Source organism: Xanthomonas sp. CFBP 8445 (genome assembly GCF_025666235.1).
Classification (GTDB): domain Bacteria; phylum Pseudomonadota; class Gammaproteobacteria; order Xanthomonadales; family Xanthomonadaceae; genus Xanthomonas_A; species Xanthomonas_A indica.
In genome coordinates this window covers 2,904,916-2,930,677 of record NZ_CP102594.1, presented here as the reverse complement: position 1 = coordinate 2,930,677, position 25,762 = coordinate 2,904,916, and the positions used below count along the sequence as shown (strand labels likewise).

The following is a 25,762-nucleotide window of genomic DNA, read 5'->3' as shown; positions in this document are numbered from 1 at the left end:
CCCACATGACCGATCTGCTTACCTCCACGCTCGATCACCTGCAGGCGCTGGTGTCCTTCGACACCCGCAATCCGCCGCGGGCGATCGGGACCGATGGCATCTTCGACTACATCCGCGCGCAACTGCCCGGCTTCACCGTGGAGGTGATCGACCACGGCGCCGGTGCGGTCAGCCTGTATGCGGTGCGCGGCACGCCGAAGTACCTGTTCAACGTGCACCTGGACACGGTGCCGGATTCGCCGCATTGGAGCGCCGATCCGCACAGCATGCGGCGCCTGGACGATCGCGTGGTCGGTCTGGGCGTGTGCGACATCAAGGGCGCGGCGGCGGCGCTGCTGGCCGCGGCCAATGCCGGCGACGGCGATGCCGCGTTCCTGTTTTCCAGCGACGAGGAAGCCAACGACCCGCGCTGCATCGCCGCGTTCCTGGCCCGCGGTATCGCCTACGAGGCGGTGCTGGTGGCCGAGCCGACCATGAGCGAGGCGGTGCTGGCGCACCGCGGCATAAGTTCGGTGCTGATGCGCTTCGCCGGCCGTGCCGGGCATGCCTCCGGCAAGCAGGACGCCGCGGCCAGTGCGCTGCACCAGGCGATGCGCTGGGGCGGCCGTGCGCTGGACCACGTGGAGTCGCTGGCGCATGCGCGCTTCGGCGGGTTGACCGGGCTGCGCTTCAACATCGGCCGGGTCGAGGGCGGGATCAAGGCCAACATGATCGCGCCGGCGGCGGAGCTGCGCTTCGGCTTCCGGCCGCTGCCATCGATGGACGTGGACGCGCTGCTGGCGACCTTCGCCGGCTTCGCCGAGCCGGCCGCGGCGCACTTCGAGGAGACCTTCCGCGGGCCGAGCCTGCCGTCCGGCGACGTCGCGCGCGCCGAGGACAAGCGCCTGGCCGCGCGCGATGTCGCCGATGCGCTGGAACTGCCGATCGGCAACGCGGTGGACTTCTGGACCGAAGCCTCGCTGTTCTCCGCCGGCGGCTACACCGCGCTGGTCTACGGCCCGGGCGACATCGCCCAGGCGCACACCGCCGATGAGTTCGTGACGCTGGAGCAACTGCAGCGCTACGCCGTCTCGGTGCACCGCATCATCAACGGCGCGCGCTGAGCCGCGCGCCTTCCCACGTCGCCCGGACCGGTCCCGCGATCGCGTCCACCCTGGATTCCTTCGGACACCGCCCCACGCCATGCACGCCAACCGCCAAACCCGCCAGACCATCGTGCGCCTGCTCTCGAGCATGGCCAGCGCGAAGGAGATCAGCCAGTACCTCAAGCGCTTCTCGCAACTGGACGCCAAGCGCTTCGCCGTGGTCAAGGTCGGCGGGGCGGTGCTGCGCGACGACCTGGAAGCGCTGACCTCCTCGCTGTCGTTCCTGCAGGAAGTGGGCCTGACCCCGATCGTGTTGCACGGTGCCGGCCCGCAACTGGATGCGGAGCTGTCCGCCGCCGGCATCGAGAAGCAGACCGTCAACGGCCTGCGGGTGACCTCGCCGGAAGCGCTGGCGATCGTGCGCCGGGTGTTCCAGGCCTCCAACCTCAAGCTGGTCGAGGCGCTGCAGCAGAACGGCGCGCGCGCCACCTCGATCACCGGTGGGGTGTTCGAGGCGCAGTACCTGGACCGCGACACCTACGGGCTGGTCGGCGAGGTCACCGCGGTGAACCTGGCGCCGATCGAGGCCAGCCTGCAGGCCGGCTCGATCCCGGTGATCACCAGCCTGGGCGAGACCCCCAGCGGGCAGATCCTCAACATCAATGCCGATTTCGCCGCCAACGAACTGGTGCAGGAACTGCAGCCGTACAAGATCATCTTCCTCACCGGCACCGGTGGCCTGCTCGACGAGCGCGGCACGGTGATCGATTCGATCAACCTGTCCACCGAGTACGACCACCTGATCGCGCAGCCGTGGATCCATGGCGGCATGAAGGTGAAGATCGAGCAGATCAAGGATCTGCTGGACCGGCTGCCGCTGGAGTCGTCGGTGTCGATTACGCGCCCGGCCGACCTGGCCAAGGAACTGTTCACTCACAAGGGTTCGGGCACCCTGGTGCGGCGCGGCGAGAAGGTGCTGCGCGCCACGGCGTGGAGCGAGCTGGACCTGCCGCGGCTGAAGACCCTGATCGAATCCAGTTTCGGCCGCACCCTGGTGCCGGACTACTTCGACACCACCAAGCTGCTGCGCGCCTACGTCAGCGAGAACTACCGCACCGCAGTGATCCTGACCGACGAGGGTGGCTACACCTACCTGGACAAGTTCGCCGTGCTCGACGACGCGCAGGGCGAGGGCCTGGGGCGGGCGGTGTGGAACGTGATGCGCGAGGAGACGCCGCAGCTGTTCTGGCGCTCGCGCCACAACAACCAGGTCAACATCTTTTACTACGCCGAATCCGACGGCTGCTTCAAGCAGGAGAAGTGGAAGGTGTTCTGGTACGGCCTGGAGACCTTCGAGCAGATCCAGCACTGCGTGGCGCATTGCGCCACGCGCACGCCGACCCTGCAGGGTTGAGCGACCCTTTCGCCTAGGACCGACCCCATGTCCAGTATCGATCCCGTGCTTCCCGACGCCTGGCGCCAGGTGCCGACGCTGCGCGGCCGCCATGTCAGCCTGGAGCCGCTGCAGGCGGCGCACGCCGAGGGCCTGCGCAACGCCGTGCGCGGCAGCGGCCTGGAGGCGCTGTGGTACACCAACGTGCCGGCGCCGGAGCGGGTGGACGCCTATGTCGCCGCCGCGCTGGAGGTGCAGGCGCTGGGCCGGGTGCTGCCGTTCGTGGTGCGCGATGCGCAGGGCGAGATCGTCGGCAGCACGCGCTTCTACGGCCTGGATCCGCAGGTGCCGACGCTGTCGATCGGCTATACCTGGTATGCGCCGCGGGTGCAGCGCAGCGGCCTGAACACCGAGGCCAAGCTGCTGCTGCTCGGGCATGCCTTCGATACGCTCGGCTGCCTCAGCGTGGTGTTCGAGACCAGTTGGTTCAATCACGCCTCGCGCACCGCGATCGCGCGGCTGGGGGCCAAGCAGGACGGCGTGCTGCGCAACCACAAGCGCCACGCCGACGGCACCCCGCGCGACACCGTCATCTTCTCCATCATCGATACGGAATGGGCCGGGGTGAAACGCCACCTGCAGTTCCGCCTGGATTCGCACGCATGAACACTCCCATTCATTCCATCGGCATCGTCGGCGCCCGCGGCCACACCGGCGCCGAACTGATCCGCCTGATCGCCGCGCATCCGCAGTTGCGCCTGGCGTTCCTGTCCTCGCGCGAACTGGACGGGCAGCGCGTCGATGCGCACCACGACGCCTACCAGGGCGAGTTGCGCTACGAGAACCTCGATCCCGAGGCGGTGGCGGCCAAGCGCGCCGACGTGGTGGTGCTGGCGCTGCCCAACGGCAAGGCCGCGCCCTACGTGGCGGCGCTGGACGCCGCGGTCGCCGCCGGTGCGGCCGATCCGATCGTGGTCGACCTGTCCGCCGACTACCGCTTCGACCCTGCCTGGTACTACGGCCTGCCGGAACTGACCCGCGCGCGCTATGCCGGGCAGCGCCGCATCAGCAATCCTGGCTGCTACGCGACCGCAATGCAGCTGGCGATCGCGCCGCTGCGCGAGCAGCTGGCCGGCCCGCCGCAGTGCTTCGGCGTGTCCGGCTATTCCGGCGCCGGCACCACGCCGTCGGACAAGAACAACCCGGCGCTGCTGCACGACAACCTGATGCCGTACGCGTTGACAGATCACATGCACGAGCGCGAGGTGTCCGCGCAACTCGGCGTGCCGGTGGAATTCATGCCGCATGTGGCGCCGCATTTCCGCGGCATCACCATGACCGTGAACCTGTGGCTGCAGCAGCCGCTGAAGCGGGAGGCGGTGCAGCAGCTGTATCGCGCCCGCTATGCGGATGAGCCGCTGATCGAGGTAGTCGACGAGGCGCCGTGGGTCAGCCGCATCGCCGGCCGCCACGGCGTTCAGCTCGGCGGCTTCACCCTGGCCCCGGGCAACAAACGCCTGGTGCTGGTGGCGACGCTGGACAACCTGCTCAAGGGCGCGGCGACGCAGGCGATGCAGAACCTCAACCTGGCGCTGAGCGTGGACGAACTGACGTCGATTCCCGTGTGAATTCATCGGGACCCGGGACCTGGGGCCCGCGACCCGAAGAAGCAAGAGCCAATGCTTTTGCTCTTCCGGGTCCCGGGTCCCGAGTCCCGGGTCCCACAAAAAAGGACTCCTAATGACTAATCTGCTCTGGCAAAAACCCGGCGTCGCCGTCGACACGCAGATCCAGGCGTTCCTGGCCGGCGACGACGTGCTCCTGGACCGCGAGTTCTTCCTGCACGACATCGCCGCCAGCGGCGCGCACGCCGAGGGCCTGCAGCGCATCGGCATCCTGTCCGCCGACGAACTGGCCGGGCTGCAGCGCGAGCTGGCGGTGCTGGCCGAGGATTTCCGCAGCGGCGCGTTCGTGCTGGATGCGCGCTTCGAGGACGGCCACTCGGCGATCGAGGCGCGGCTGACCGAGCGCCTGGGCGATGCCGGGCGCAAGATCCACACTGGACGCAGCCGCAACGACCAGATCCTGGTCGCGACCCGGCTGTGGTTGAAGGACAGGCTGGCGCGGCTGGCGCAACTGAGCGCGGAGATCGCCAAGGTGGCGCTGGACCGTGCGCAGGCCGAGCGCGATCTGCCGGTGCCCGGCTACACCCACATCCAGCGCGCCGTGGTGTCCTCGGCCGGCATGTGGTGGGCCGGCTGGGCCGAGGCCTTCATCGACGATGCCGTGCGCGCACGCGACACCCTGCGCCTGGTCGACTGCAATCCGCTGGGCACCGCCGCCGGCTACGGCGTCAACCTGCCGCTGGACCGCGCCCACACCACCGCCGCGCTGGGCTTCGCGCGCCTGCAGGTCAGCCCGATCTACGCGCAACTGTCGCGCGGCAAGTTCGAGATGGCCGCGCTGGAAGCGCTGGGCAGCGCCACCCTGGACCTGCGCCGCCTGGCCTGGGACCTGTCGCTGTTCACCAGCGGCGAGTTCGGCTTCGTCGCGCTGCCGGCGCAGTACACCACCGGCAGCTCGATCATGCCCAACAAGCGCAACCCCGACGTGATCGAGCTGATGCGCGCCACCCACGCCAGCGTGGCTGCCGCGCGCACCGAGATCGAGCAGTTGCTGTCGCTGCCGTCGGGCTATCACCGCGACCTGCAGAGCAGCAAGGGCGCGATCTTCCACGGCTTTGGCCGCGGCCTGGCCGCGCTGGAACTGTTGCCGGCGCTGCTGGCCAACCTGGAGTGGCGCGAGGACAAGCTGCGCGAGGCGATCGATTCGGGCATGTACGCCACCGACGTGGCGGTGGAAGCCGCGGTGGCCGGCGTGCCGTTCCGCGAGGCCTACCAGGCCGCCGCCGCGGCCGCCGACAGCGCGGGGCAGGGGCGTACGCCGGAAGGCAGCCTGGCCGCGCGGGTCTCGCCAGGGGCGGCGGCGGATCTGCGCCTGGACGCGCTGCAGGCGCGTTGGCAGGCGCTGGGCGGCTGATCCTTGGGAGAGGCTTCGGTCCCGCGCCTTGATCCTGTGGGAGGGCTTCAGCCCCGACGCCCCAGCGCTAACGCGTCGGGGCTGAAGCCCCTCTCACAGACAGGATTCGCTGTGACGCCGAACATTCAAACCGATTGCAGAAGGAAGACCGTACGATGAAGTACTACCTGGTCCTGGCGATGCGCAACCCCAACTTCGACGAGAGCGTGGTCGCCCCGCACCTGGCCTTCCTCGACGACCTGCGCGCACGCGGCCTGCTGGCGCTGACCGGCGGCTTCAGCGACCGCAGCGGCGGCGCCTACCTGCTGCAAGGCGTGGATGACCTGGCGCAGGCGCAGGCGATCGTCGCCGCCGATCCGCTGGCGATCCAGGGCTGCTCCGACCTCACCGTGCACGAATGGAACACGCGCTGATCCCATGACCTCGCAGACCCCATCGTCCTTCGTCGAGCAAGCGCTGCCGCCGTGGCGGCGCGCGGTGCTCAAGGTCGGCAGCAGCCTGCTGGCCGCCGACGGCGGCGGGCTCACGCCACGCTTCGCGCTGGGCCTGGCGCAGTTCGTCTCGGCCAACCTGGCGGCCGGGCGCGAACTGGTGATCGTGTCCTCCGGCGCGGTCGCCGCCGGGCGCGCCATCGTGCCCAAGGCCGCCGAGGCCGGCGCGGCACTGGCCGCGCGGCAGGCGCTGGCCGCGCTCGGCCAGGCGCAGCTGATCGCGCTGTGGCAGCGCTTCTTCGAGCGGCCGGTGGCGCAGGTGCTGCTGACCCACGACGACCTGCGCAACCGCCGCCGCTACCTCAACGCGCGCGCCACCCTGGGCGAACTGTTGCGGCTGGGCGCGCTGCCGGTGGTCAACGAGAACGACACCGTCTCGGTGGACGAACTCAAGCTCGGCGACAACGACAACCTGGCCGCGATCGTCGCCGCCCTGGTCGATGCCGATGCGCTGTTCATCGCCACCGATATCGACGGCCTGTACACCGCCGACCCGCGCCGTGACCCGCAGGCGCAGCCGCTGCACGAGGTGCAGGAACTGAGCGCGGCGGTGCTGGCGATGGCCGGCGGCAGCGGCAGCGGCAGCGGCGTGGGCACCGGCGGCATGCGCACCAAGCTGGAGGCCGCGGCCAAGGCCGGCGCCGCCGGCATCGAGACCTATCTGTTCAACGGCCGCAGCGCCGAGGTGGTGCGTGGCCTGGCCCAGGACCGCCTGCGTGGCACCCGCATCCATGCCGCGCGAACCCGTATCGCCGCGCGCAAGTACTGGCTGCGCCATGTGCCGGTCGAGCCCGGCGCGATCCTGGTCGATGCCGGCGCTGCGACCGCGCTGCTCGACAAGGGCGCCTCGCTGCTGCCGGGCGGCGTCGCCGGCGCCGTGGGCGAGTTCCGCCGCGGCGACATGGTCGAGGTGCGGCTGCGCGACGCCGCCGGCGAGCGCTGCTTGGCGCGCGGGGTCAGCCAGTACGCGGCGGTGGACATCCGCCGCATCGCCGGCCGCCACTCGCGCGACATCGAGGCGATCCTGGGCTACAACTACGGCGAGAACGTGATTCATCGGGACGATCTGGTGGTGCTGGAGAAGCCGGGACCCGGGGCCCGGAACCCGGGGCCCGGAACGACGACCTAGCGGCGGGGTGTTGCCGTCGCGCTGGCCGTGCTTTTGCGATGTGTTGGCTTGGCGGCACTCGGCAGCCGCCCAGCCTTGCGGGTCCCGGGTCCCGGGTCCCGCCCCCAAAACCACCAACTACTTTGGAACTTCTCCCAATGACCTCCATCCGCACCCAGGCCCTGCACTGCCGCGATGCCGCGCAAGCGCTGGCGCAGTTGCCGTCGTCGGCCAAACAGGAACTCCTGGAGGCGATGGCGGCGGCGCTAGAGGCGGATGCGGAGGCCATCCTCGCCGCCAATGCGCGCGATCTGGCCGCGGCGCGGGCCAAGGACGTCGGCAATGCGATGCTCGATCGGCTGGCGCTGGACCGCAAGCGCCTGGACGGCATCGCCGCGGCGCTGCGCGAGGTGGCGGGTCTGCCCGACCCGGTGGGACAGGTCACCCGTGACGACGTGCGCCCCAACGGCATCCGCGTGCAGAAGATCCGCGTGCCGCTGGGCGTGGTGGCGATGATCTACGAGGCGCGCCCCAACGTTACCGCCGACGCCGCGGCGCTGTGCATCAAGGCCGGCAACGGGGTGATCCTGCGTGGCGGTTCCGAAGCGATCCACTCCAACACCGCCATCGCCGCGGCGTTGCGCCGGGCGCTGCGCGAGGCCGGCATCGGCGAGGCCGCGCTGACCCTGGTGGAGGATCTGCGCCGCGAGACCATGCTGGAGCTGCTGCAGCTCCACGACATCGTCGACCTGGCGATCCCGCGCGGCGGCGAGGGCCTGATCCGCTTCGTCGCCGAACATGCACGGGTGCCGGTGATCAAGCACTACAAGGGCGTGTGCCATCTGTTCGTCGATGCCTCGGCGGATCTGGACCTGGCGGTGAAGCTGCTCCTCGACGGCAAGACCACGCGGCCGGCCGCCTGCAATTCCCTGGAGACGCTGCTGGTGCACGCCGACGTGGCCGCGCGCTTCCTGCCGCTGGCGGCGCAGGCGCTGCGCGAGCGCGGCGTCGCCCTGCGCGGCGATGCCGCCACCCGCGCCCTGCTGCCGGAGATCGCCCCCGCCAGCGACGACGACTACGCCGCCGAATACCTGGACCTGATCCTGGCGATCGCGGTGGTGCCGGACCTGGACGCGGCGATCGCGCATATCCGCCGCTACGGCTCGGACCATACCGAGGTGATCGCGACCGGCGATCCCGCCAACGCCGAGGCCTTCGTGCAGGCGCTGCGCGCGGCGGTGGTGATGGTCAACGCTTCCTCGCGCTTCTCCGACGGCGGCGAACTCGGCCTGGGCGCGGAGATCGGCATCTCCACCACGCGCCTGCACGCCTACGGCCCGATGGGCCTGGAAGCGCTGACCGTGGAGCGCTTCGTGGTGCGCGGCGAAGGGCAGGTCCGGCACTGACATGGCGTGTGGTCACGCGGCGAACAGCCACGTGGCCAGCGTCCTGTTCGTGGCGGCGATGGGGCCGGGCGTCGGTCTGGGCTGAGCGACCTGGACTCAAGCGCAGCGCCCCTGCATGGCGCGGTGGCGCCCAGGCGCGACCGAGGACCCAGCCTTTGTCACTTGCCGAGCGAGGCGCCGTCGCCTAGCGTCGCCGGTTCGCCTCCTTTCGGGATCCAACGCCCATGCGCCGCCTCGCTCCCTGCCTGCTCGCCGCTGCCGTCGCCTTCGCCACTGCCGGCACCGCGTTCGCCCAGACCGCGCCGATGACCCCGGACATCACCGGCAAGCCGTTCGTCGCGCCGACCGCGGCCAACGACTACATCAAGCGCGAGGTGATGATCCCGATGCGCGACGGGGTCAAGCTGCACACGGTGATCGTGCTGCCCAAGGGCGCGCACGGCGCGCCGATCCTGCTGACGCGCACGCCCTACGACGCCAGCGGCCGCGCCAGCCGGCTGGCCTCGCCGCACATGCGCGATCTGCTGCCGCAGGGCGACGAGGTGTTCGTCGATGGCGGCTATATCCGCGTGTTCCAGGACATCCGCGGCAAGTACGGTTCCGAGGGCGACTACGTGGTGACCCGGCCCCTGCGCGGGCCGCTCAATCCGACCAAGGTCGACCACGCCACCGATGCCTGGGACACCATCGACTGGCTGGTCAAGCACGTGCCCGAATCCAACGGCAAGGTCGGCATGATCGGCTCGTCCTACGAGGGCTTCACCGTGGTGATGGCGCTGGCCGATCCGCATCCGGCGCTGAAGGTGGCCGCGCCGGAAAGCCCGATGATCGATGGCTGGATGGGCGACGACTGGCTCAACTACGGCGCCTTCCGCCAGGTCAACCTGGATTACTTCACCGGGCAGACGACCCGGCGCGGCAAGGGCGAGGGCATCCCGCGCCAGGGCTACGACGACTACAGCAACTTCCTGCGCGCCGGCTCGGCCGGCGACTACGCCAAGGCCGCCGGGCTGGAGCAGTTGCCGTGGTGGCGAAAACTCACCGAGCACCCGGCCTACGATGCGTTCTGGCAGGAGCAGGCGCTGGACAGGGTGATGGCGCGTACCCCGCTGAAGGTGCCGACGATGTGGTTGCAGGGGCTGTGGGACCAGGAAGACATGTGGGGCGCGATCCACAGCTACGAGGCGATGGAGCCGCGCGACACCGGCAACGACAAGAACTACCTGGTGATGGGGCCGTGGCGGCATAGCCAGGTCAACTACGAGGGCGCCTCGCTGGGCGCGCTGCAGTTCGACGGCGACACCGCGCTGCAGTTCCGTCGCGACGTGCTCAAGCCGTTCTTCGACCAGTACCTGGTCGATGGTGCGCCCAAGGCCGACACGCCGCCGGTGCTGATCTACGACACCGGTGCCAACCACTGGGACCGCCTGCAGCGCTGGCCGCTGAGTTGCGCGCAGGGCTGCCCGGCGCAGAGCAAGCCGCTGTACCTGCAGGCTGGCGGCCGCGTCTCGTTCGAGGCGCCCAAGGCCGGGCAGGGCGAGTACACCGAGTACGTGTCCGACCCGGCCAAGCCGGTGCCGTTCGTGCCGCGCCCGGTGGTGTTCGGCGACCGCGACATGTGGACCACCTGGCTGGTGCACGACCAGCGCTTCGTCGACGGCCGCCCGGACGTGCTGACCTTCGTCAGCGAGCCGCTGCAGGCGCCGCTGCGCATCGCCGGCGCGCCGGAAGTGCACCTGCAGGCGTCCACCAGCGGCAGCGACAGCGACTGGGTGGTGAAGCTGATCGACGTCTACCCGGACCAGATGGCCTCCGAGCCGAAGCTGGGCGGCTACGAGCTGCCGGTGTCGCTGGCGATCTTCCGCGGCCGCTACCGCGAGAGCTTCGAGCATCCGGCGCCGCTGACCCCGAACCAGCCGCTGGCCTACCGCTTCGGCCTGCCCACCGCCAACCACACCTTCGAGCGCGGCCACCGGATCATGGTGCAGGTGCAGTCCACGCTGTTCCCGCTGTACGACCGCAACCCGCAGACCTACGTGCCGAACATCTACTTCGCCAAGCCGGGCGATTACCAGAAGGCGACGCAGCGGATCTGGCACACGCCGCAGCAGGCGAGCTACATCGCATTGCCGGTGGACTGAACGCGCAGCGGTTGCCGCCTGCGCCGTCGCGGCCAGGCATGTCGATGGCCAGCCGGGCGGCGCCCGCCAGCGTCGCCGCCTGGCCCGGGGCGCGATGCATGCGTCACTAGGGTGCGGACGCGTGTCCTCGCAGCATGCGCGCGCGCCCGGCGCGCATGGCCGTGGCCGAGATGGCGGGCGATCGTCGGGATGGCAGCGAAGCGCGTGTTCAGGGTGTCGACGATGGCCGGCCCCGCGAACTGCAGGAGTTCGCTGCCGGGCGCGAACAGGCGATGCACCCCTTCGCACTGCTTTCGCGTCCATCCGCAGCGATCGGTCCGCTGGCGCCGGCGAGGAGCGTCTGCACGACGCGGGCGTGCTGGTCATTGTCGGTCGGACTGGGAGAGAGCCGAGATCATGATGCGGCTGCTCGGCGCGAGCGCGTCGAGTGCGATCGTCTCCATGGGATCAAAGACGGTGCTGCTGAAGAGCCACAACAGGTTCTCCGCCACCAGCCCGGTCGCCTTCGCCAGCGACGAAGGGATCATGCCGACGATGGAAGCTAAGTGCATGGATGTCACTGCCATGCTGTCGCCCGGCGCGACCTCATCGCATGTCTGGTCATCTGTTCGACAAGGGGCGATGGGTCATCGCCGGCATCACCGATCTCGCCGAGCGCCAAGGCATCAACAAGGGAGGTCGCTACGCGCTACGCAACCCGAGTTGCCCGTTGCCGTGTCGATGCTGGTCGCGCAGTCTTGCCGCGGGATACGAACGTGGCAGCAGACATTGTCTGCAAAAAAAGCGCTAAAAACCGGCTGCTTCCGCACGACTGCGCCATGCCTTCCACGCTGCGCGTCCTGCCATGCGCTGGCGTACAGATCCAGCCTGGTCGTCGCTTGACCACGCCATCGCGCGCGATCACTCCATGGTGCGCAGCTGCGCTCCAGCGTGTGCCCACGGTGCGCGTGTATGCATGGTTTGCGTACGCACAGGTACGGCTTCGACATGTTTGCAATCGCTTGCAGAGCGCACCGGCGCGCGTCGTCATTGTCGTCCACGCCGCGCACTGCCGCGCGGTCTTGCGCAAACACGCCTTAAATTAGGTAGATGACATGGTGAAAAAACCGTCATCTTTTGTTGGTGCTCAACACATTTTCAGAAACGGTGAGTGACGCTTTATTGCCATCGCGTGGCGTCGTTGGCAAAGATCGCCGCGTGCAGACGGAGGTGCATTGCATACGACGTCGGCGCTGTTGCCGGCATCCATATTTGCGTGATCGCTTCAGTAGTGAAAGGCGGGCCGGCACCATTGGCGGTTCCGTCGGGGCGGCCGGGGGGAGCTAGGCGCACTGCGTCTGCACGCGTGTTTGCTGCACCGCTTTCGAACTGTGAGCGACTCAAGGAAGGAGGGTCCGTGATGTCTATCGATACCGCCGGTGTGTCCCGTTCGCCGTGCCTCGCGTTCCGCTGCCGCCGCCCGCCCGATCGGGCATCCCCACGCTGTCGACGCTAGGCGCGTTCTGCCCGTAGACGTGCCGCGGTAGCGCGTTTGTCGCCTTCCGCGTCGCTTGATCGTCAATCCCAATGCTTGTCGTGGACCAATCGGGCCGCGCAGGTGAGGTCTTGCCTGCGCAGCGGCCGGCACGGCGTGCTGTCGCGCCGACCGCCCAACACCTTTGGCTTGCGCTCGCACGCTGCCGTCCCATTTCGCGATAGGAGTGTTCGCCATGAGTATCCAGGTCAAGGTTGTCCCGCACGGTGCCGACATCGCCCGCGCCCACGCCGTCCCGCTGCCGGCCGACGGCGTGGTGCGACTGACCCAGGCCAGCCAGGTGGTACTGGATGTGTCGCCCGACCGGGTCGCCGCCTACAGCCGCGAAGGCGACGATCTGCTGGTGCGGATGAAGAACGGCGAGACGGTCCGCATCGTTCACTTCTTCGACCCTGCGTCCGAGCCGAGCGCGTTGTTCCTGACGCAGGAGCAGGATCTGCTGGCGGTGCAGTTCGCCGGCGGCGAAGGGGCCGTGTTGCTGGCCAGCTATGCGCCGGTGGGCGGCGATGCCGGGTTCGAATCCTTGACCGCGGCCGGCGTGGCCGGCGCGGGCGGCGCGGCCGGTGGGCTGGCTGCGCCCTGGCTGATGGCGGGCGGCGTCGCACTCGGCGCGGGCGCGCTGGCCAGCATGGGCAGCGAGGACGATCGCAACGAGATCGTGCAGCCACAGCCCCAGCCGCAACCGCAGCCGTCGGCACCAGCCGTGGCGACCAATCTGCAGATCTCCCCGGACGGCACCCAGATCAGCGGCAACGCGCCTCCCGGCCATTCGGTCGGCGTCGATGCCGATGGCGACGGACAGGTGGACACGGTGGTCGTGGTCGGCACCGACGGCAGCTTCACCGTGACGCTGCCGGCGCCGGTGGTCGGTGGCCAGATGGTGGCCGTGGTGGTCACCAGCCCGGATGGGGCCTCCAGCCCGCCGGCGATGGTGCAGGCACCGGACGTCACCCCGCCTGCTGCGGCCGCCAACCTGCAGGTCGCGGCGGATGGCAGCAGCCTCATCGGTACCGCGGAGGCGGGTGCGACGGTGGGTGTGGACACCAATGGCGATGGCGTGCCGGACGTGACCGCCGTGGTCGGCAGCGACGGCAGCTTCAGCGTGCCGTTGCAGCCACCGCTGACCAACGGCGAGACCGTGACCGTGGTGGTGACCGATACGGCCGGCAACACCGGCCCCGGCGCCAGCGTCAATGCGCCCGACACTACGCCGCCGGCGGCGGCGGGAAATCTGCAGGTCTCGGCCGATGGCGGCACCTTGACCGGCACCGCCGAGGCGGGCGCGACGGTGGGCGTCGATGCGAACGGCGACGGCGTTCCCGACTTTACCGTCGTGGTGGGCGGCGACGGCAGCTTCAGCCTGCCGTTGCAGCCGCCACTGACCGACGGCCAGACGCTGACCGTGGTGGTGACTGATCCGGCCGGCAACAACAGCCCCCCGACCAGCGTGCAGGCGCCGGATCTGCTGGCGGCACCGATCATCCAGGCGACCAACGGCAGCGTGATCGCCGGCACCTCCGAAGCGGGCGCCACCATCACGCTGAGCGACGGCAATGGCGCGCCGATCGGCCAGGCCGTCGTCGATGCCGCCGGCAACTGGAGCTTCACCCCGGCCACGCCGCTGCCGGACGGCACGGTGATCACCGCCGTCGCCAGCAATGCCGCGGGCACGGTCAGTCCGCCGGCGACCACCACCGTGGATGCGGTGGCGCCGGCGGCGCCGGTGCTGCAACCGAGCAACGGCAGCGTCGTCGCCGGGAGCGCCGAGGCCGGCGCGACGGTCACCGTCACCGACGCCAACGGCGCGTTGATCGGCCAGGCGACCGCCGATGCCTCCGGCACCTGGAGCCTGACCCCGGCCACGCCGTTGCCCGACGGCACCGTGTTGAGCGCCATCGCCACCGACGCGGCCCGCAATGCCAGCGCGCCGGCGACGACCACAGTGGACGCCGTGGCGCCGGCGACGCCGGTGCTGCAGCCGAGCAACGGCAGTGCGATCGTCGGCACCGCCGAAGCCGGGGCGACGGTCACCGTCACCGATGGCAACGGCACGCTGATCGGCCAGGTCACCGCCGATGCGTCCGGCAACTGGAGCATCACACCCGGCACGGCGCTGCCCGACGGCACGGTGGTCAACGCCGTGGCCAGCGACGCGGCCGGCAACGCCAGCGCGCCGGCCACGCTGACCGTCGATGCCGTGGCGCCGGCGGCGCCGGTGCTGCAGCCGAGCAACGGTACCGCGATCGTCGGGTCAGCCGAAGCCGGTGCGACGGTCACCGTCACCGATGGCAACGGCACGCTGATCGGCCAGACCACGGCCGATGCGTCCGGCAACTGGAGCGTGACCCCCGGAGCCCCGCTGCCCGATGGCACGGTGATCAACGCCGTGGCCACCGATGCGACCGGCAACGTCAGCGCGCCGGGTACGACCACCGTGGATACGACGGCACCATCGGCGCCGATCCTGCAGCCGAGCAACGGCCTGACGATCGTCGGGTCGGCCGAAGCCGGCGCGACGGTCACCGTGACCGACGGCAACGGCACGCTGATCGGCCAGGCCACGGCCGATGCCTCCGGCAACTGGAGCATCACCCCGGGGGCGGCATTGCCCGACGGCACCGTGCTGAGCGCCATCGCCACCGACGCGGCCGGCAACGCCAGCGCGCCGGCGACGACCACGGTGGATGCCGTGGCGCCGGCCGCCCCGGTGCTGCAGCCGAGCAACGGCAGTGCGATCGTCGGCACCGCTGAAGCCGGGGCGACGGTCACCGTCACCGATGGCAACGGCACGCTGATCGGCCAGACCACCGCCGATGCGTCCGGCAACTGGAGCGTGACCCCGGGAGCCCCGCTGCCCGACGGCACAGTGGTCAACGCCGTGGTCACCGACGCGGCGGGCAACGCCAGCGCGCCGGCCACGCTGACCGTCGATGCCGTGGCGCCGGCCGCCCCGGTGCTGCAGCCGAGCAACGGTACCGCGATCGTCGGCACCGCCGAAGCCGGGGCGACGGTCACCGTCACCGATGGCAACGGCACGCTGATCGGCCAGACCACGGCCGATGCGTCCGGCAACTGGAGCGTGACCCCGGGAGCCCCGCTGCCGGATGGCACGGTGATCAATGCCGTGGCCACCGACGCGACCGGCAACGTCAGTGCGCCGGCCACCACCACCGTGGATGCGACGGCACCGCCAGCGCCGATCCTGCAGCCGAGCAACGGCCTGACGATCGTCGGGTCGGCCGAAGCCGGGGCGACGGTCACCGTGACCGACGGCAACGGCACGCTGATCGGCCAGGCCACGGCCGATGCGTCCGGTAACTGGAGCATTACGCCGGGGGCGCCGCTGCCCGACGGCACCGTGCTGACTGCCATCGCCACCGACGCGGCCGGCAATGCCAGCGCGCCGGCGACAGCGACCATCGACGCGCTGGCGCCGTCGGCGCCGGTGTTGCAGCCGAGCAATGGCAGCGCGATCGTCGGTACGGCGGAGGCCGGTGCGACCATCACCGTGACCGATGGCAACGGCACGCTGATCGGCCAGGCCACCGCCGATGCGTCCGGTAACTGGAGCGTCACGCCGGGGGCGACGTTGCCCGACGGCACCGTGGTGACGGCCGTCGCCACCGATGCCGCTGGCAACGCCAGTGCGCCGGCGACACTGATCGTCGATGCCGTAGCCCCGGCCGCCCCGATCCTGCAGGTCAGCAATGGCCTGGCGATCGTCGGCACCGCCGAAGCCGGCGCGACGGTCACCGTGACCGACGGCAACGGCACGCTGATCGGGCAGGCCACCGCCGATGCCTCCGGCAACTGGAGCGTTACCCCGGGGGCGGCGTTGCCCGACGGCACCGTGGTGACGGCCATCGCCACCGATGCGGCCGGCAATGCCAGTGCACCGGCAACGTTGATCGTGGATGCGCTGGCGCCGGCGGCGCCGATCCTGCAGGCGAGCAATGGCATCGCCATCGTCGGCACCGCGGAAGCGGGTGCGACGGTCACCGTCACCGACGGCAACGGCACGCTGATCGGCCAAGTCACCGCCGATGCGGCCGGCAACTGGAGCGTGACGCCGGGCGTCGCGTTGCCCAACGGCACCGTGGTGACCGCCATCGCCACCGATGCGGCCGGCAATGTCAGTGCGCCGGCGACGTTGATCGTGGATGCGCTGGCGCCGGCGGCGCCGATCCTGCAGGCGAGCAATGGCCTGGCCATCGTCGGCAGCGCGGAAGCGGGTGCGACGATCACCGTCACCGACGGCAACGGCACGCTGATCGGGCAGGCCACCGCCGATGCCTCCGGCAACTGGAGCGTGACCCCGGGGGCCGCCTTGCCCGACGGCACCGTGATCAGCGCCATCGCCACCGACGCGGCCGGCAATGCCAGCCCGCCGGCGACGCTGACCATCGATGCCGTGGCCCCGGCCGCCCCGATCCTGCAGGTCAGCAATGGCCTGGCGATCGTCGGCACCGCCGAAGCCGGCGCGACGATCACCGTGACCGACGGCAACGGCACGCTGATCGGCCAGGCCACGGCCGACGCGTCCGGCAACTGGAGTGTGACGCCGGGCGCGGCGTTGCCGAACGGCACCGTGGTGACCGTCATCGCCACCGATGCGGCCGGCAACGCCAGTGCACCGGCAACGTTGACCGTGGATGCGCTGGCGCCGGCGGCGCCGATCCTGCAGGCGAGCAATGGCGTCGCCATCGTCGGCAGCGCGGAAGCGGGGGCGACGATCACCGTCACCGATGGCAACGGCACGCTCATCGGCCAGGTCACCGCCGACGCGTCCGGCAATTGGAGCGTGACGCCGGGCACCGCATTGCCGAACGGCACGGTGGTGACCGCCATCGCCACCGATGTCGCGGGCAACGCCAGTGCGCCGGCGACGTTGATCGTGGATGCAGTGGCGCCGGCCGCCCCGATCCTGCAGGCGAGCAATGGCGTGGCCATCGTCGGCAGCGCCGAAGCCGGTGCCACCATTACCGTCACCGACGGCAACGGTACGCTGGTCGGTCAGGCCACGGCCGACGCGTCCGGCAACTGGAGTGTGACGCCGGGGGCTGCATTGCCGAACGGCACGGTGATCAGCGCCATCGCCACCGACGCGGCCGGCAATGCCAGCCCGCCGGCGACGCTGACCATCGATGCGCTGGCGCCAGCGGCGCCGGTGGTGTCGATCAGCCTGGATGGCAGCCTGCTCAGCGGCACCGCCGAGGCCAATGCGCAACTGCGCGTGGTGGTGAACGGCGATACCGCCAATCCGCTGCTGATCCAGGTGGATGGCAACGGCAGCTTCAGCCTGCCGCTGTCGCCGCCGCTGGTGATCGGTCAGGCGCTGTCGGTGGTGGCGGTGGACGCCGCCGGCAACGTCAGCGCGCCGGCGCTGCTCACTGCGCCGGACCTGTCGCCGCCACTGCTCAGCGTTGCGGAGGCGGGCGATACCTGGATCAACGCTGCGGAGATCGTCAACGGCATCCAGGTGGCGGTGCAGCTGCGGCCGAACATGCTGGTCGGGCAGGTGGTCACCGTGCACTTTGCCGGTCAGAACGGCTACGAGGTCGACGTCAGCCACACCCTGACCAGCGCCGACCTGAGCGCCGGCAACGTGCTGGTATCGGTGCTGCCGCCGAGCGGCGGCGCGGCATTGCCGCAAGGGGCGGCGACGGTCACGGTCGACATCAACGGCGGCCCGCTGTCGTCCTCGGTCGGCTTCACCATCGACACGGTCGCGCCGGCGACGCCGGTGCTGTCGCTGGTCGGCAGTCTGCTGACGATTTCCGGCGAGCCGGGCCTGGCGCTGACGGTCAACGTCAACGTCGGCGGCGTGCAGGCCACCGCCACGCTCGCCGCCGACAACAGCGGCCTGGCCTCGCTGGACCTGCTGACCGGCCTGGACATCGACCTGAGCTGGGCGCAGCTGTTGAACGCGCAGGTCTCGGTGGTCGGTGCCGACCCGGCCGGCAATCCCAGCCCGGTCGTCTCGCTGGGCGTGGGCACCAACATCGCGCAGCCGCTGACGCTCGGCGACTTCGGCGTGAACTTCGCGCTGCTGCCGGCGACGTTCGGCTTCAGCGGGCAGGCCGAGCCGAACGCGAGCCTGGCGATCCGGGTCATCACGCCCACGCTCAATGTCGAACTCACGCCGATCCAGGCCGATGCCAGCGGCGACTTCGCCCTGAACCTGCTCAGCTCCAGCGTGCTGAACCAACTCGGGCTCACCGCCTCGGGCCTGCTCAACCTGGGAACCCAGGTGTCGTTCGAAGTGGTGGGCACCGATACGCAGGGCAACGACAGCGCCCGCTACGGCATCACCCTGGCCAACAACGGCGCCAGCCTGGGCATCGGCACGATCAGCGTGAATGGCACCGGCGGCATCGACATCCTGTCCGGTGCCGACGGCAGCAGCGAACGCATCCTCGCCGGCGACGGCAGCGACCTGATCTTCAACGTCGGCAGCGGCGACCAGGTGTTGGCCGGCAACGGCGACGACACCATCCAGATCACCGGCAACACCTTCGTCAGCATCGACGGTGGCGCCGGCTTCGACACGCTGCTGTTCGCCAACGGCATCGATCTGGACTACAACGCCGCGGGCATCGGCACCCTGAGCAACATCGAGCGCGTGGACCTGGGCAAGGGCGATTCCGGCAGCACGCTGACCTTGACCGCGTCGGAAGTGCTGGCGATCACCGACAGCAACGACACCCTGCAGATCACCGGCGACGGGGCGGATGTGCTCAACGTGATCGGCGCGGTGGACAGCGGTACCACCCAGGCGATCGACGGCATCACCTATCACGTCTACAGCTTCGGCACCGCGACCTTGCTGGTGGAGGACAACACGCTCGCGGTGGTGACGGCCTGATGGCGAGGAAGGGGGATGGGGACCGGCGCACGCGCCGGTCCGGCCCGGCGCTTGCCGTCGGGCTGTGGTTGGCGCTGCCGGCGTGCGCCTGCGCGATGTCGCTGACGCAGGCCGTGCAGCGCGGATTGGCGATCGAGCCGCAGTTGCGCGCGGCGATGGCGGACGCGGCGCGCGCCGCCACCGACGTGCGCATCGCCCGCAGCGGCTACTACCCGGCGTTGTCGGTCGCCGCCGGGCCCAAGGCGCTGGACCCGGGCGAGATGGTCTACGACGTCAATCTCTCGCAGATGCTGTACGACTGGGGGCGCGTGTCGAGCCGGGTGGCGAATGCACGCGCGCAGCAGCGCGGGCAGGACGCGGCGGTGGAGGTGGCCGCCGACGACGCCGCGCTGCAGATCGTGGAGGTGTATCTGGACGTGTTGGCGGCGCAGCAGCGGCTGCAGGCGGTGCAAGCGCATCTGCAACGCCTGCAGGTGATCGCCGACCTCAGCGAGGCGCGCAGCGGCGGCTATGCCGATCGCAGCGAACTGGAGCGGACGCGGCTGGAACTGGCCCGCGGCCAGGACCAGTTGGCGACCGAGCAGGGCGCGCTGCAGGAGTTGCGCAACCAGTTCCTGCTGCTGGTCGGGGCCGAGGCCGAAGATCTGGTCGAACCGGAGACGCTGGAATTGCCACAATTGGCGCCGCCGTTGCTGGCGCAGGCGGTGGACGCCTCGCCGCTGCTGCGCAAGGCCGGCGAACAGGTACGCGCGGCCGAGGCCGAAGTACGCGAAGCGCGCGCGGCGATGAAGCCGCAACTCAATCTGGAGGCCGCCGCGCTGCGTCGCGACGTCGGCGGCCGCCTGCAGAACGATTCGACCATTTCGCTGCGGCTGAGCATGGACGTGTTCCAGGGCATGTCCACGTTCCTGCGCCCGCAGGCCGCGCGCCAGCGCCTGGAAGCGGCGCAGTGGAACCTGGAGGCGATGCGCCGCGAGGTGCGGCGCACCGTACAGACCCTCGCCGACAGCGGCGAGGCCTTGCGCGGGCGCGAGCAGGCGCTGCTGCGGCAGGCGCAGCAGGCGGTGGAAGTGGCCGAGTTGTACCGCGAGCAGTTGAGCGTGGGCCGGCGCGAGGTGATCGAGCTGCTGAACGTGCAGCGCGAACGCCTGGAAGCCGAGCGGCAATTGATCAGCCTGCGGATCGAACGCAAGCGCCTGCGCTACCGCGCGGCGGCACAGATCGGCGCATTGCACGCGCTGTTCCAGGAGACGACGCATGCAGGGTGAAGGGGGGGTCGAAGCATCCGTGGCGACGCCGCGGGCCGGCGCCGCGGACGGACTGCGCGAAGGCCTGCTGCTGTTGTGCCAGCGCCTGGGGCGGCCGTTGAGCGATGCCGAACTGGTGGACGGCATCGCCCTGGTGCAGGGACGCCTGCCGCTGCACCTGGTGCCGCGCGCGCTGCGCCGTGCCGAGCTCACGGCCGAGGTGCTGGCGTATCCGCTGGACGGCATGGACCGCTACCTGCTGCCGGCGCTGCTGCTGTTGCACGATGGGCGCACGGTGCTGCTGGAGGCGGTCGAGGCGGGACAGGCACGGCTGCTGCTGCCGCATGCCGGCGGTGGCGAGCAGGCGGTGCCGGTGGCGGAACTGGAGGCGCTGTACAGCGGGTCGGCGGTCTTCGCCAAACCGCGCTTCCGCGACGACGGGCGCATCGGCGGGTACGCCGGCAGCGCGTCGGAGCATTGGTTCTACGGGCCGCTGAAGAAGCTGTGGCGCTCCTATGCGGAAGTGGCGCTGGCGGCGATGGTCGCCAACCTGCTGGCCATCGCCACCGCGCTGTTCGCCATGCAGGTCTACGACCGCGTGGTGCCCAACGCGGCCTTCGACACGCTGTGGATCCTGGCCAGCGGCGTGGTCCTGGCGATCGTGATGGAAGGCGTGCTGCGCACCCTGCGCGGGCAGTTGCTGGCGGTGCTGGGCAAGCGCCTGGACCTGCAATTGTCCACGCTGCTGTTCTCGCGCGTGCTGGCCATGCGCATGGCCGCCAAGCCGGCGTCGATGGGCGCGTTCAGCACCCAGGTGCGCGAGTTCGAATCGGTGCGCGAGTTCTTCACCAGTTCCAGCGCGGCGCTGATCAGCGACCTGCCGTTCGTGGCGATCTTCCTGGGGATCATCGCCCTGATCGGCGGCCACGTGGTCTGGGTGCCGCTGGTCGCCTGCGTGCTGATGGTGTTGCCTGGGCTGCTGGCGCAGCGCCTGCTGGGCGAACTGTCGCGGCAGAACCTGCGCGAGGGGGCGATGAAGAACGGCCTGCTGCTGGAGGCGTTCGAGCATCTGGAGTCGATCAAGGCCGCACGCGGCGAAGGCCGCTGCCAGGGACTGTGGGAAGCGCTGACCGCGCAGCTGTCCGCCTCGGCGATGCGGACGTACGCGCTGACTACCGCGCTCAGCTATGCCGCATCGGTGGTGCAGCAACTGGCCTACGTCGGGGTGGTGGTGTTCGGCGTCTACCGCATCCAGCAGGGCGAGATGAGCGTGGGTGCGCTGGTGGCCTGTTCGCTGCTGGCCTCGCGCGCCATCGCGCCGCTGGGGCAGGCCGCGGCGGTGCTGGGGCGCTGGCAGCACACCCGCGTGGCCATGGAGGGGCTGGACCAGTTGCTGGGGGCCGAACAGGAGCGGCCGCCGGGCAAGCGCTTCGTGCACAAGCTGCGCGTGCGCGGCGACTACCGCCTGGAGGCGGTGAGCCTGCGCTACGGCGAGCAGCCGCCGGTGCTGGACGTGCAGGCGCTGCGCATCGGCGCCGGCGAGCGCGTGGCGCTGCTGGGCGGCAACGGCGCCGGCAAGTCCACGCTGCTGCGGGTGCTGGCCGGCCTGCTGGATCCGCACGCGGGGCGGCTGTTGCTGGACGACGTGGCGATCGCGCAGATCGACCCGGCCGACCGCATGCGCAACATCGGCTACCTGCCGCAGGACGTGGCGCTGTTCCATGGCAGCCTGCGCGACAACCTCAACCTGCACGGCGCCGCGCTCGGCGACGAGGAACTGTATGCGGCGCTGGACGGGGTCGGGTTGGGCACGTTCGTGCGCGCGCATCCGTTCGGGCTGGACCTGCCGATCCAGGGCAATGCCAGCCTGTCCGGCGGACAGCGGCAGGCGCTGGGACTGGCGCGGCTGTTGCTGCAGGACCCCAGCGTGGTGCTGCTCGACGAGCCCACCGCGGCCTTCGATCAGCACAGCGAACACGTGTTCATCGCCTACCTGCAGCGCTGGCTGGGCACGCGCACGCTGATCGTCAGCACGCACAAGCGCAGCATGCTGGAACTGGCGCAACGCGCCGTGGTGCTGCGGCAGGGGCGGGTGGTGGTGGACGGGCCGGTGGAGCAGGTGCTGCAGGGCAACCGGGTGCAGGTGCCGGCGACGGCATTGGCGGGCAGCCATGGCTGAGCGCGCGGCGGTGGCGGTGCGGCGGCGGCTGGGCGACCCGCTGCTGGCATCCACGCATCCCTGGTACCGGCCGCTGCTGTGGACGGTGCTGGCGACGGTGGCGCTGTTCCTGGGCTGGGCGGCCTGGGCCGAGCTGGACGAAGTCACCCGCGGCGACGGCCGGGTGGTGCCGTACAGCCGCATCCAGAAGATCCAGAGCCTGGAGGGCGGCATCCTCGATCGGTTGCTGGTGCAGGAGGGCGAACTGGTCAAGCCGGGGCAGCCGCTGGTGCGGCTGGAGCGCACCCACTTCCTGACCAACTACCAGGAATCGGTCAACCAGGCGCAGGTGCTGCATGCGGCGATCGCGCGGCTGGAGGCGGAAGTGCTGGGCAAGACCAGCATCGCCTTCCCGGCGCAGATCGCCGGCGAGAGCGCCCTGCTGCGGTCCGAGCGCGACCTGTTCGAGTCGCGGCGCAGCAAGCTGGCCGAAGGCACCCAGGCGATCCAGCACCAGATCGCCCTGGCCCAGGACCAGTTGAACATCGTGCGCCCGCTGGTGGCCAAGGGGGCGGTCAGCCAGGTCGAGGCGCTCAAGCTCAGCCAGGACATCGCCACCCTGCGCGGGCGTCTCGGCGAGCTGCGCAACAGCTATTTCCAGGAGGCCTACACCGAGTTGGCCAAGCGCAAGGCCGATCTCAGCGCGCTGGAGCCGATCGTGCAACAGCGCCACGACCAGCTGCGCCGCACCGAGATCCTGTCGCCGGTGCGCGGACGGGTGAACACGGTGCTGATCAATACCCGCGGCGGGGTGATCCCGCCGGGCGAGCCGATCATGGAGATCATCCCGGTGGAGGAGCGGTTGCTGGTGGAGGCGCGGATCAAGCCGCGCGACGTGGCGTTCCTGGTGCCGGGCATGCAGGCCCGGGTCAAGATCACCGCCTACGACTACACCATCTACGGCGAGTTGAACGGCACCGTCGAGCAGATCAGCGCCGACACCATCGAGGAGCAGACCGCGCACGGCAAGGAGTCGTTCTACCAGGTGCTGATCCGCACCGACGGCAGCCAGTTGCGTCGCGACGGCGACACGCTGCCGATCATTCCCGGCATGGTCGCCGAGGTCGATATCCTCACCGGCAAGCGCAGCGTGCTGAACTACCTGCTGCGGCCGTTGTTGAAGGCGCGGTTGCGCTGAGGAGCAACCGCAGTCCGCACCGCTCAGCTGCGCGATTCGACCAGCGAGAGGGTGCAGGTTTCGCCTGGAGCGGATTGCCAATACTCGAAGCGCGAGAGCTTCTTGCCCGAGGTCTGCGCGGCAAGCAGGCTCGCATAGGCGGCCTTGCCGAACTCGTCGCCGATGTTGAAGTAGACGATGTCGAACTTGCAGGTGGTGGAGAGCGCATCCTTGACGCTGAAGTAGGCAGTCGTGCCGCCCTGTACGCCCTGTACGCCGAGGCGGTCCACCAGCTTGTCGGTTTCGGTTACCGCGGCTGCGGGTGCGCAGTAGAGCGCGATCAGTGAGAGGCAGAGCGTCGCTTGCAGTTTCATGGTGTCGTGTCCGTTTGTCTGAGTCGTGAGCGTCGAAACGGACATGCCCGCCGCCTCGCTTCCGGCGCGTGGCGTCGCCGAAGACGCAGGGCGTGATGAATGCGCCGGTTCCCCCGTCGCCATTGTGGCGAGACGCCAGGCTCCGGCGTCAAGGCCCGGCTGCCGCGAGAGGATCGGGGCAGGCGGGCGCGGACGGCCGGTTGCCGCGATGCGCGGCCAGTGCCGGATTGCGGGCACAAAAAAACCCGGAAAACGGTGGTTTTCCAGGCTTCTTGTGACCTTGAAACTGGTCGGGGAGACAGGATTCGAACCTGCGACCTCTACGTCCCGAACGTAGCGCTCTACCAGACTGAGCTACACCCCGAAGGAGCCGCACATGATACGGAGGTCTTCCGCATTCGGCAAGCGCCTTTGCAAAAAAATTTCAGTCCGTCGCGCCGGTGGTGTCGGCGGCGGCATCCGCCGCGTTGCGCTCGCGCGCCTCGAACCACATGCCGTTGAGGATGGCGGCGGTGGAGGCCAGGCCGACACCGAGAATCCAGGCGAAGTACCACATGATCGTTTCTCCTTGCGGGTGCGTCAGTACGCGTTGGGGTTGTCGTCCAGGGAGGCGGCGGTGACCTTGCCCTTCAGCACGCGGTACACCCAGGTGGTGTAGCCGAGGATGATCGGCAGGAACACCACGGTGGCCAGCAGCATGATCCACAGGGTCAGGTGGCTGCTGGAGGCGTCCCACACGGTCAGGCTGGAGCCCGGCTGGCTGGAGGAGGGCAACAGGAACGGGAAGATCGCAAAGCCCACGGTGAGGATGATGCCGGCGATGGCCGCGCCGGAGGCGATGAACGCCAGGCCGCCGCGACGCTTGCGCAGCAGCACCGCGCTGAGCAACAGGCCGAGCAGGCCCGCGGCCGGGGCCAGCGCGGTCAGCGGCATGCTCTGGTAGTTGTGCATCCAGCCGCCGACCTCGCCGAGCACGGCGGTCTTCAGCAGCGGGTTGGTGGCGCCGTCGGTGACCACCTGCGAGGTGACCGCGTAGCCGGGCAGGCCGGTGGCCACCCACACCCCGGCGCCGGCGAACAGCGCGCAGGCCGCCAGGGCGGCGACGCTGCCGTAGCGCGCCGCGCGCTCGGCCACCGGACCGTCGGTCTTCAGCACCAGCATCGCCGCGCCGTGCGCCACCAGCATGCTCACGCTGAGCAGGCCGGCGAGCAGGGCGAACGGCATGAGCAGGCCGAAGAAGCTGCCGGTGTAGAACACCCGCAGGGTGTCGTCGAAGTGGAACGGCACGCCCAACAGCACGTTGCCCACCGCCACGCCCATGATCAGCGCCGGGATGAAGCCGCCGAGGAACAGCGCCCAGTCCCAGCCGTTGCGCCAGCGCTGGCCGGGCAGCTTGCCGCGGAATTTGAACCCGACCGGCCGCAGGATCAGCGCGAACAGGATCACGAACATCGCCAGGTAGAAGCCGGAGAAGCTGACCGCGTACAGCGGCGGCCAGGCGGCGAAGATCGCGCCGCCGCCGAGCACCAGCCAGACCTGGTTGCCCTCCCAGACCGGGCCGATGGTGTTCACCACCAGCCGGCGTTCGGCGTCGGTCTTGGCCACGAACGGCAGCAGCGCGCCGACGCCCAGGTCGAATCCGTCCATCACCGCGAAGCCGATCAGCAGGATGCCCAGCAGCAGCCACCAGATCACGCGCAGCGTGGTGTAGTCCAATGCAATGAAGTCCATGGTGTGTCTCCTG

General features: G+C 70.1%; 17 protein-coding genes and 1 tRNA gene. 13 read left to right on the top strand and 5 right to left on the bottom strand.

All coding sequences use genetic code 11. The features are described from left to right. Positions 1-5: 5 nt before the first annotated feature. From NUG21_RS12495 to NUG21_RS12455, 9 genes are all read left to right on the top strand, one after another. Complete coding sequence (locus tag NUG21_RS12495) at positions 6-1,103, top strand: acetylornithine deacetylase (protein ID WP_263391019.1); 1,098 nt, start codon at positions 6-8, stop codon at positions 1,101-1,103. Between the two features lie 79 nt (positions 1,104-1,182). Next, positions 1,183-2,499: an acetylglutamate kinase gene (locus tag NUG21_RS12490; RefSeq protein WP_263391018.1), complete on the top strand. Its 1,317-nt coding sequence runs from the start codon at positions 1,183-1,185 to the stop codon at positions 2,497-2,499. 27 nt (positions 2,500-2,526) lie between these two features. Beyond that, positions 2,527-3,144 (top strand): GNAT family N-acetyltransferase, encoded by a 618-nt coding sequence (locus NUG21_RS12485; RefSeq protein WP_263391017.1) that lies wholly within the window; start codon positions 2,527-2,529, stop codon positions 3,142-3,144. Further along, the gene (argC, locus tag NUG21_RS12480) at positions 3,141-4,106 is read left to right on the top strand and encodes an N-acetyl-gamma-glutamyl-phosphate reductase (protein ID WP_263391016.1); all 966 of its coding nucleotides are present in this window, start codon (positions 3,141-3,143) and stop codon (positions 4,104-4,106) included. The genes NUG21_RS12485 and argC overlap by 4 nt, the downstream gene beginning before the upstream one ends. Before the next feature lie 112 nt (positions 4,107-4,218). Beyond that, complete coding sequence (gene argH, locus NUG21_RS12475) at positions 4,219-5,517, top strand: argininosuccinate lyase (RefSeq protein WP_263391015.1); 1,299 nt, start codon at positions 4,219-4,221, stop codon at positions 5,515-5,517. A gap of 155 nt (positions 5,518-5,672) precedes the next feature. Continuing rightward, the gene (locus NUG21_RS12470; RefSeq protein ID WP_160947330.1) at positions 5,673-5,930 is read left to right on the top strand and encodes a YciI family protein; all 258 of its coding nucleotides are present in this window, start codon (positions 5,673-5,675) and stop codon (positions 5,928-5,930) included. A gap of 4 nt (positions 5,931-5,934) precedes the next feature. Beyond that, positions 5,935-7,137 (top strand): glutamate 5-kinase, encoded by a 1,203-nt coding sequence (gene proB / locus NUG21_RS12465; protein WP_263391014.1) that lies wholly within the window; start codon positions 5,935-5,937, stop codon positions 7,135-7,137. Between the two features lie 137 nt (positions 7,138-7,274). After that, positions 7,275-8,522 (top strand): glutamate-5-semialdehyde dehydrogenase, encoded by a 1,248-nt coding sequence (locus NUG21_RS12460; protein ID WP_263391013.1) that lies wholly within the window; start codon positions 7,275-7,277, stop codon positions 8,520-8,522. A 224-nt stretch (positions 8,523-8,746) separates the two neighbouring features. After that, positions 8,747-10,663, top strand: coding sequence for a CocE/NonD family hydrolase (locus NUG21_RS12455; RefSeq protein ID WP_263391012.1), 1,917 nt, complete (start codon positions 8,747-8,749; stop codon positions 10,661-10,663). Positions 10,664-11,025: 362 nt separating this feature from the next. Here NUG21_RS12455 and NUG21_RS12450 read toward each other — a convergent pair whose 3' ends face one another. Beyond that, the gene (locus tag NUG21_RS12450) at positions 11,026-11,229 is read right to left on the bottom strand and encodes a hypothetical protein (protein WP_263391011.1); all 204 of its coding nucleotides are present in this window, start codon (positions 11,227-11,229) and stop codon (positions 11,026-11,028) included. Positions 11,230-12,372: 1,143 nt separating this feature from the next. Here NUG21_RS12450 and NUG21_RS12445 point away from each other — a divergent pair. From NUG21_RS12445 to NUG21_RS12430, 4 genes are all read left to right on the top strand, one after another. Next, on the top strand, positions 12,373-19,062 hold the full coding sequence (locus NUG21_RS12445) for an Ig-like domain-containing protein (protein WP_263391010.1): 6,690 nt from the start codon (positions 12,373-12,375) through the stop codon (positions 19,060-19,062). Positions 19,063-19,157: 95 nt separating this feature from the next. Beyond that, complete coding sequence (locus NUG21_RS12440; RefSeq protein WP_263391009.1) at positions 19,158-20,330, top strand: TolC family protein; 1,173 nt, start codon at positions 19,158-19,160, stop codon at positions 20,328-20,330. Continuing rightward, entirely contained in the window at positions 20,320-22,488 is a 2,169-nt protein-coding gene (locus NUG21_RS12435) for a type I secretion system permease/ATPase (protein WP_263391008.1), read from the top strand. Before NUG21_RS12440 ends, NUG21_RS12435 begins: the two co-directional genes overlap by 11 nt. Next, positions 22,481-23,665 (top strand): beta-barrel domain-containing protein, encoded by a 1,185-nt coding sequence (locus tag NUG21_RS12430; protein WP_160947337.1) that lies wholly within the window; start codon positions 22,481-22,483, stop codon positions 23,663-23,665. Before NUG21_RS12435 ends, NUG21_RS12430 begins: the two co-directional genes overlap by 8 nt. A 23-nt stretch (positions 23,666-23,688) precedes the next feature. Here the strand turns inward: NUG21_RS12430 and NUG21_RS12425 are convergent, their stop codons facing one another. From NUG21_RS12425 to cydB, 4 genes are all read right to left on the bottom strand, one after another. Beyond that, positions 23,689-24,018: a hypothetical protein gene (locus NUG21_RS12425; protein WP_019796408.1), complete on the bottom strand. Its 330-nt coding sequence runs from the start codon at positions 24,016-24,018 to the stop codon at positions 23,689-23,691. A gap of 287 nt (positions 24,019-24,305) precedes the next feature. Continuing rightward, positions 24,306-24,382 (bottom strand) — tRNA-Pro (locus tag NUG21_RS12420). Positions 24,383-24,442: 60 nt separating this feature from the next. Further along, positions 24,443-24,574: a cytochrome bd-I oxidase subunit CydX gene (gene cydX / locus NUG21_RS12415; protein ID WP_019796409.1), complete on the bottom strand. Its 132-nt coding sequence runs from the start codon at positions 24,572-24,574 to the stop codon at positions 24,443-24,445. 23 nt (positions 24,575-24,597) lie between these two features. Then, positions 24,598-25,749 (bottom strand): cytochrome d ubiquinol oxidase subunit II, encoded by a 1,152-nt coding sequence (gene cydB / locus NUG21_RS12410; RefSeq protein ID WP_160947338.1) that lies wholly within the window; start codon positions 25,747-25,749, stop codon positions 24,598-24,600. Positions 25,750-25,762: the final 13 nt, after the last annotated feature.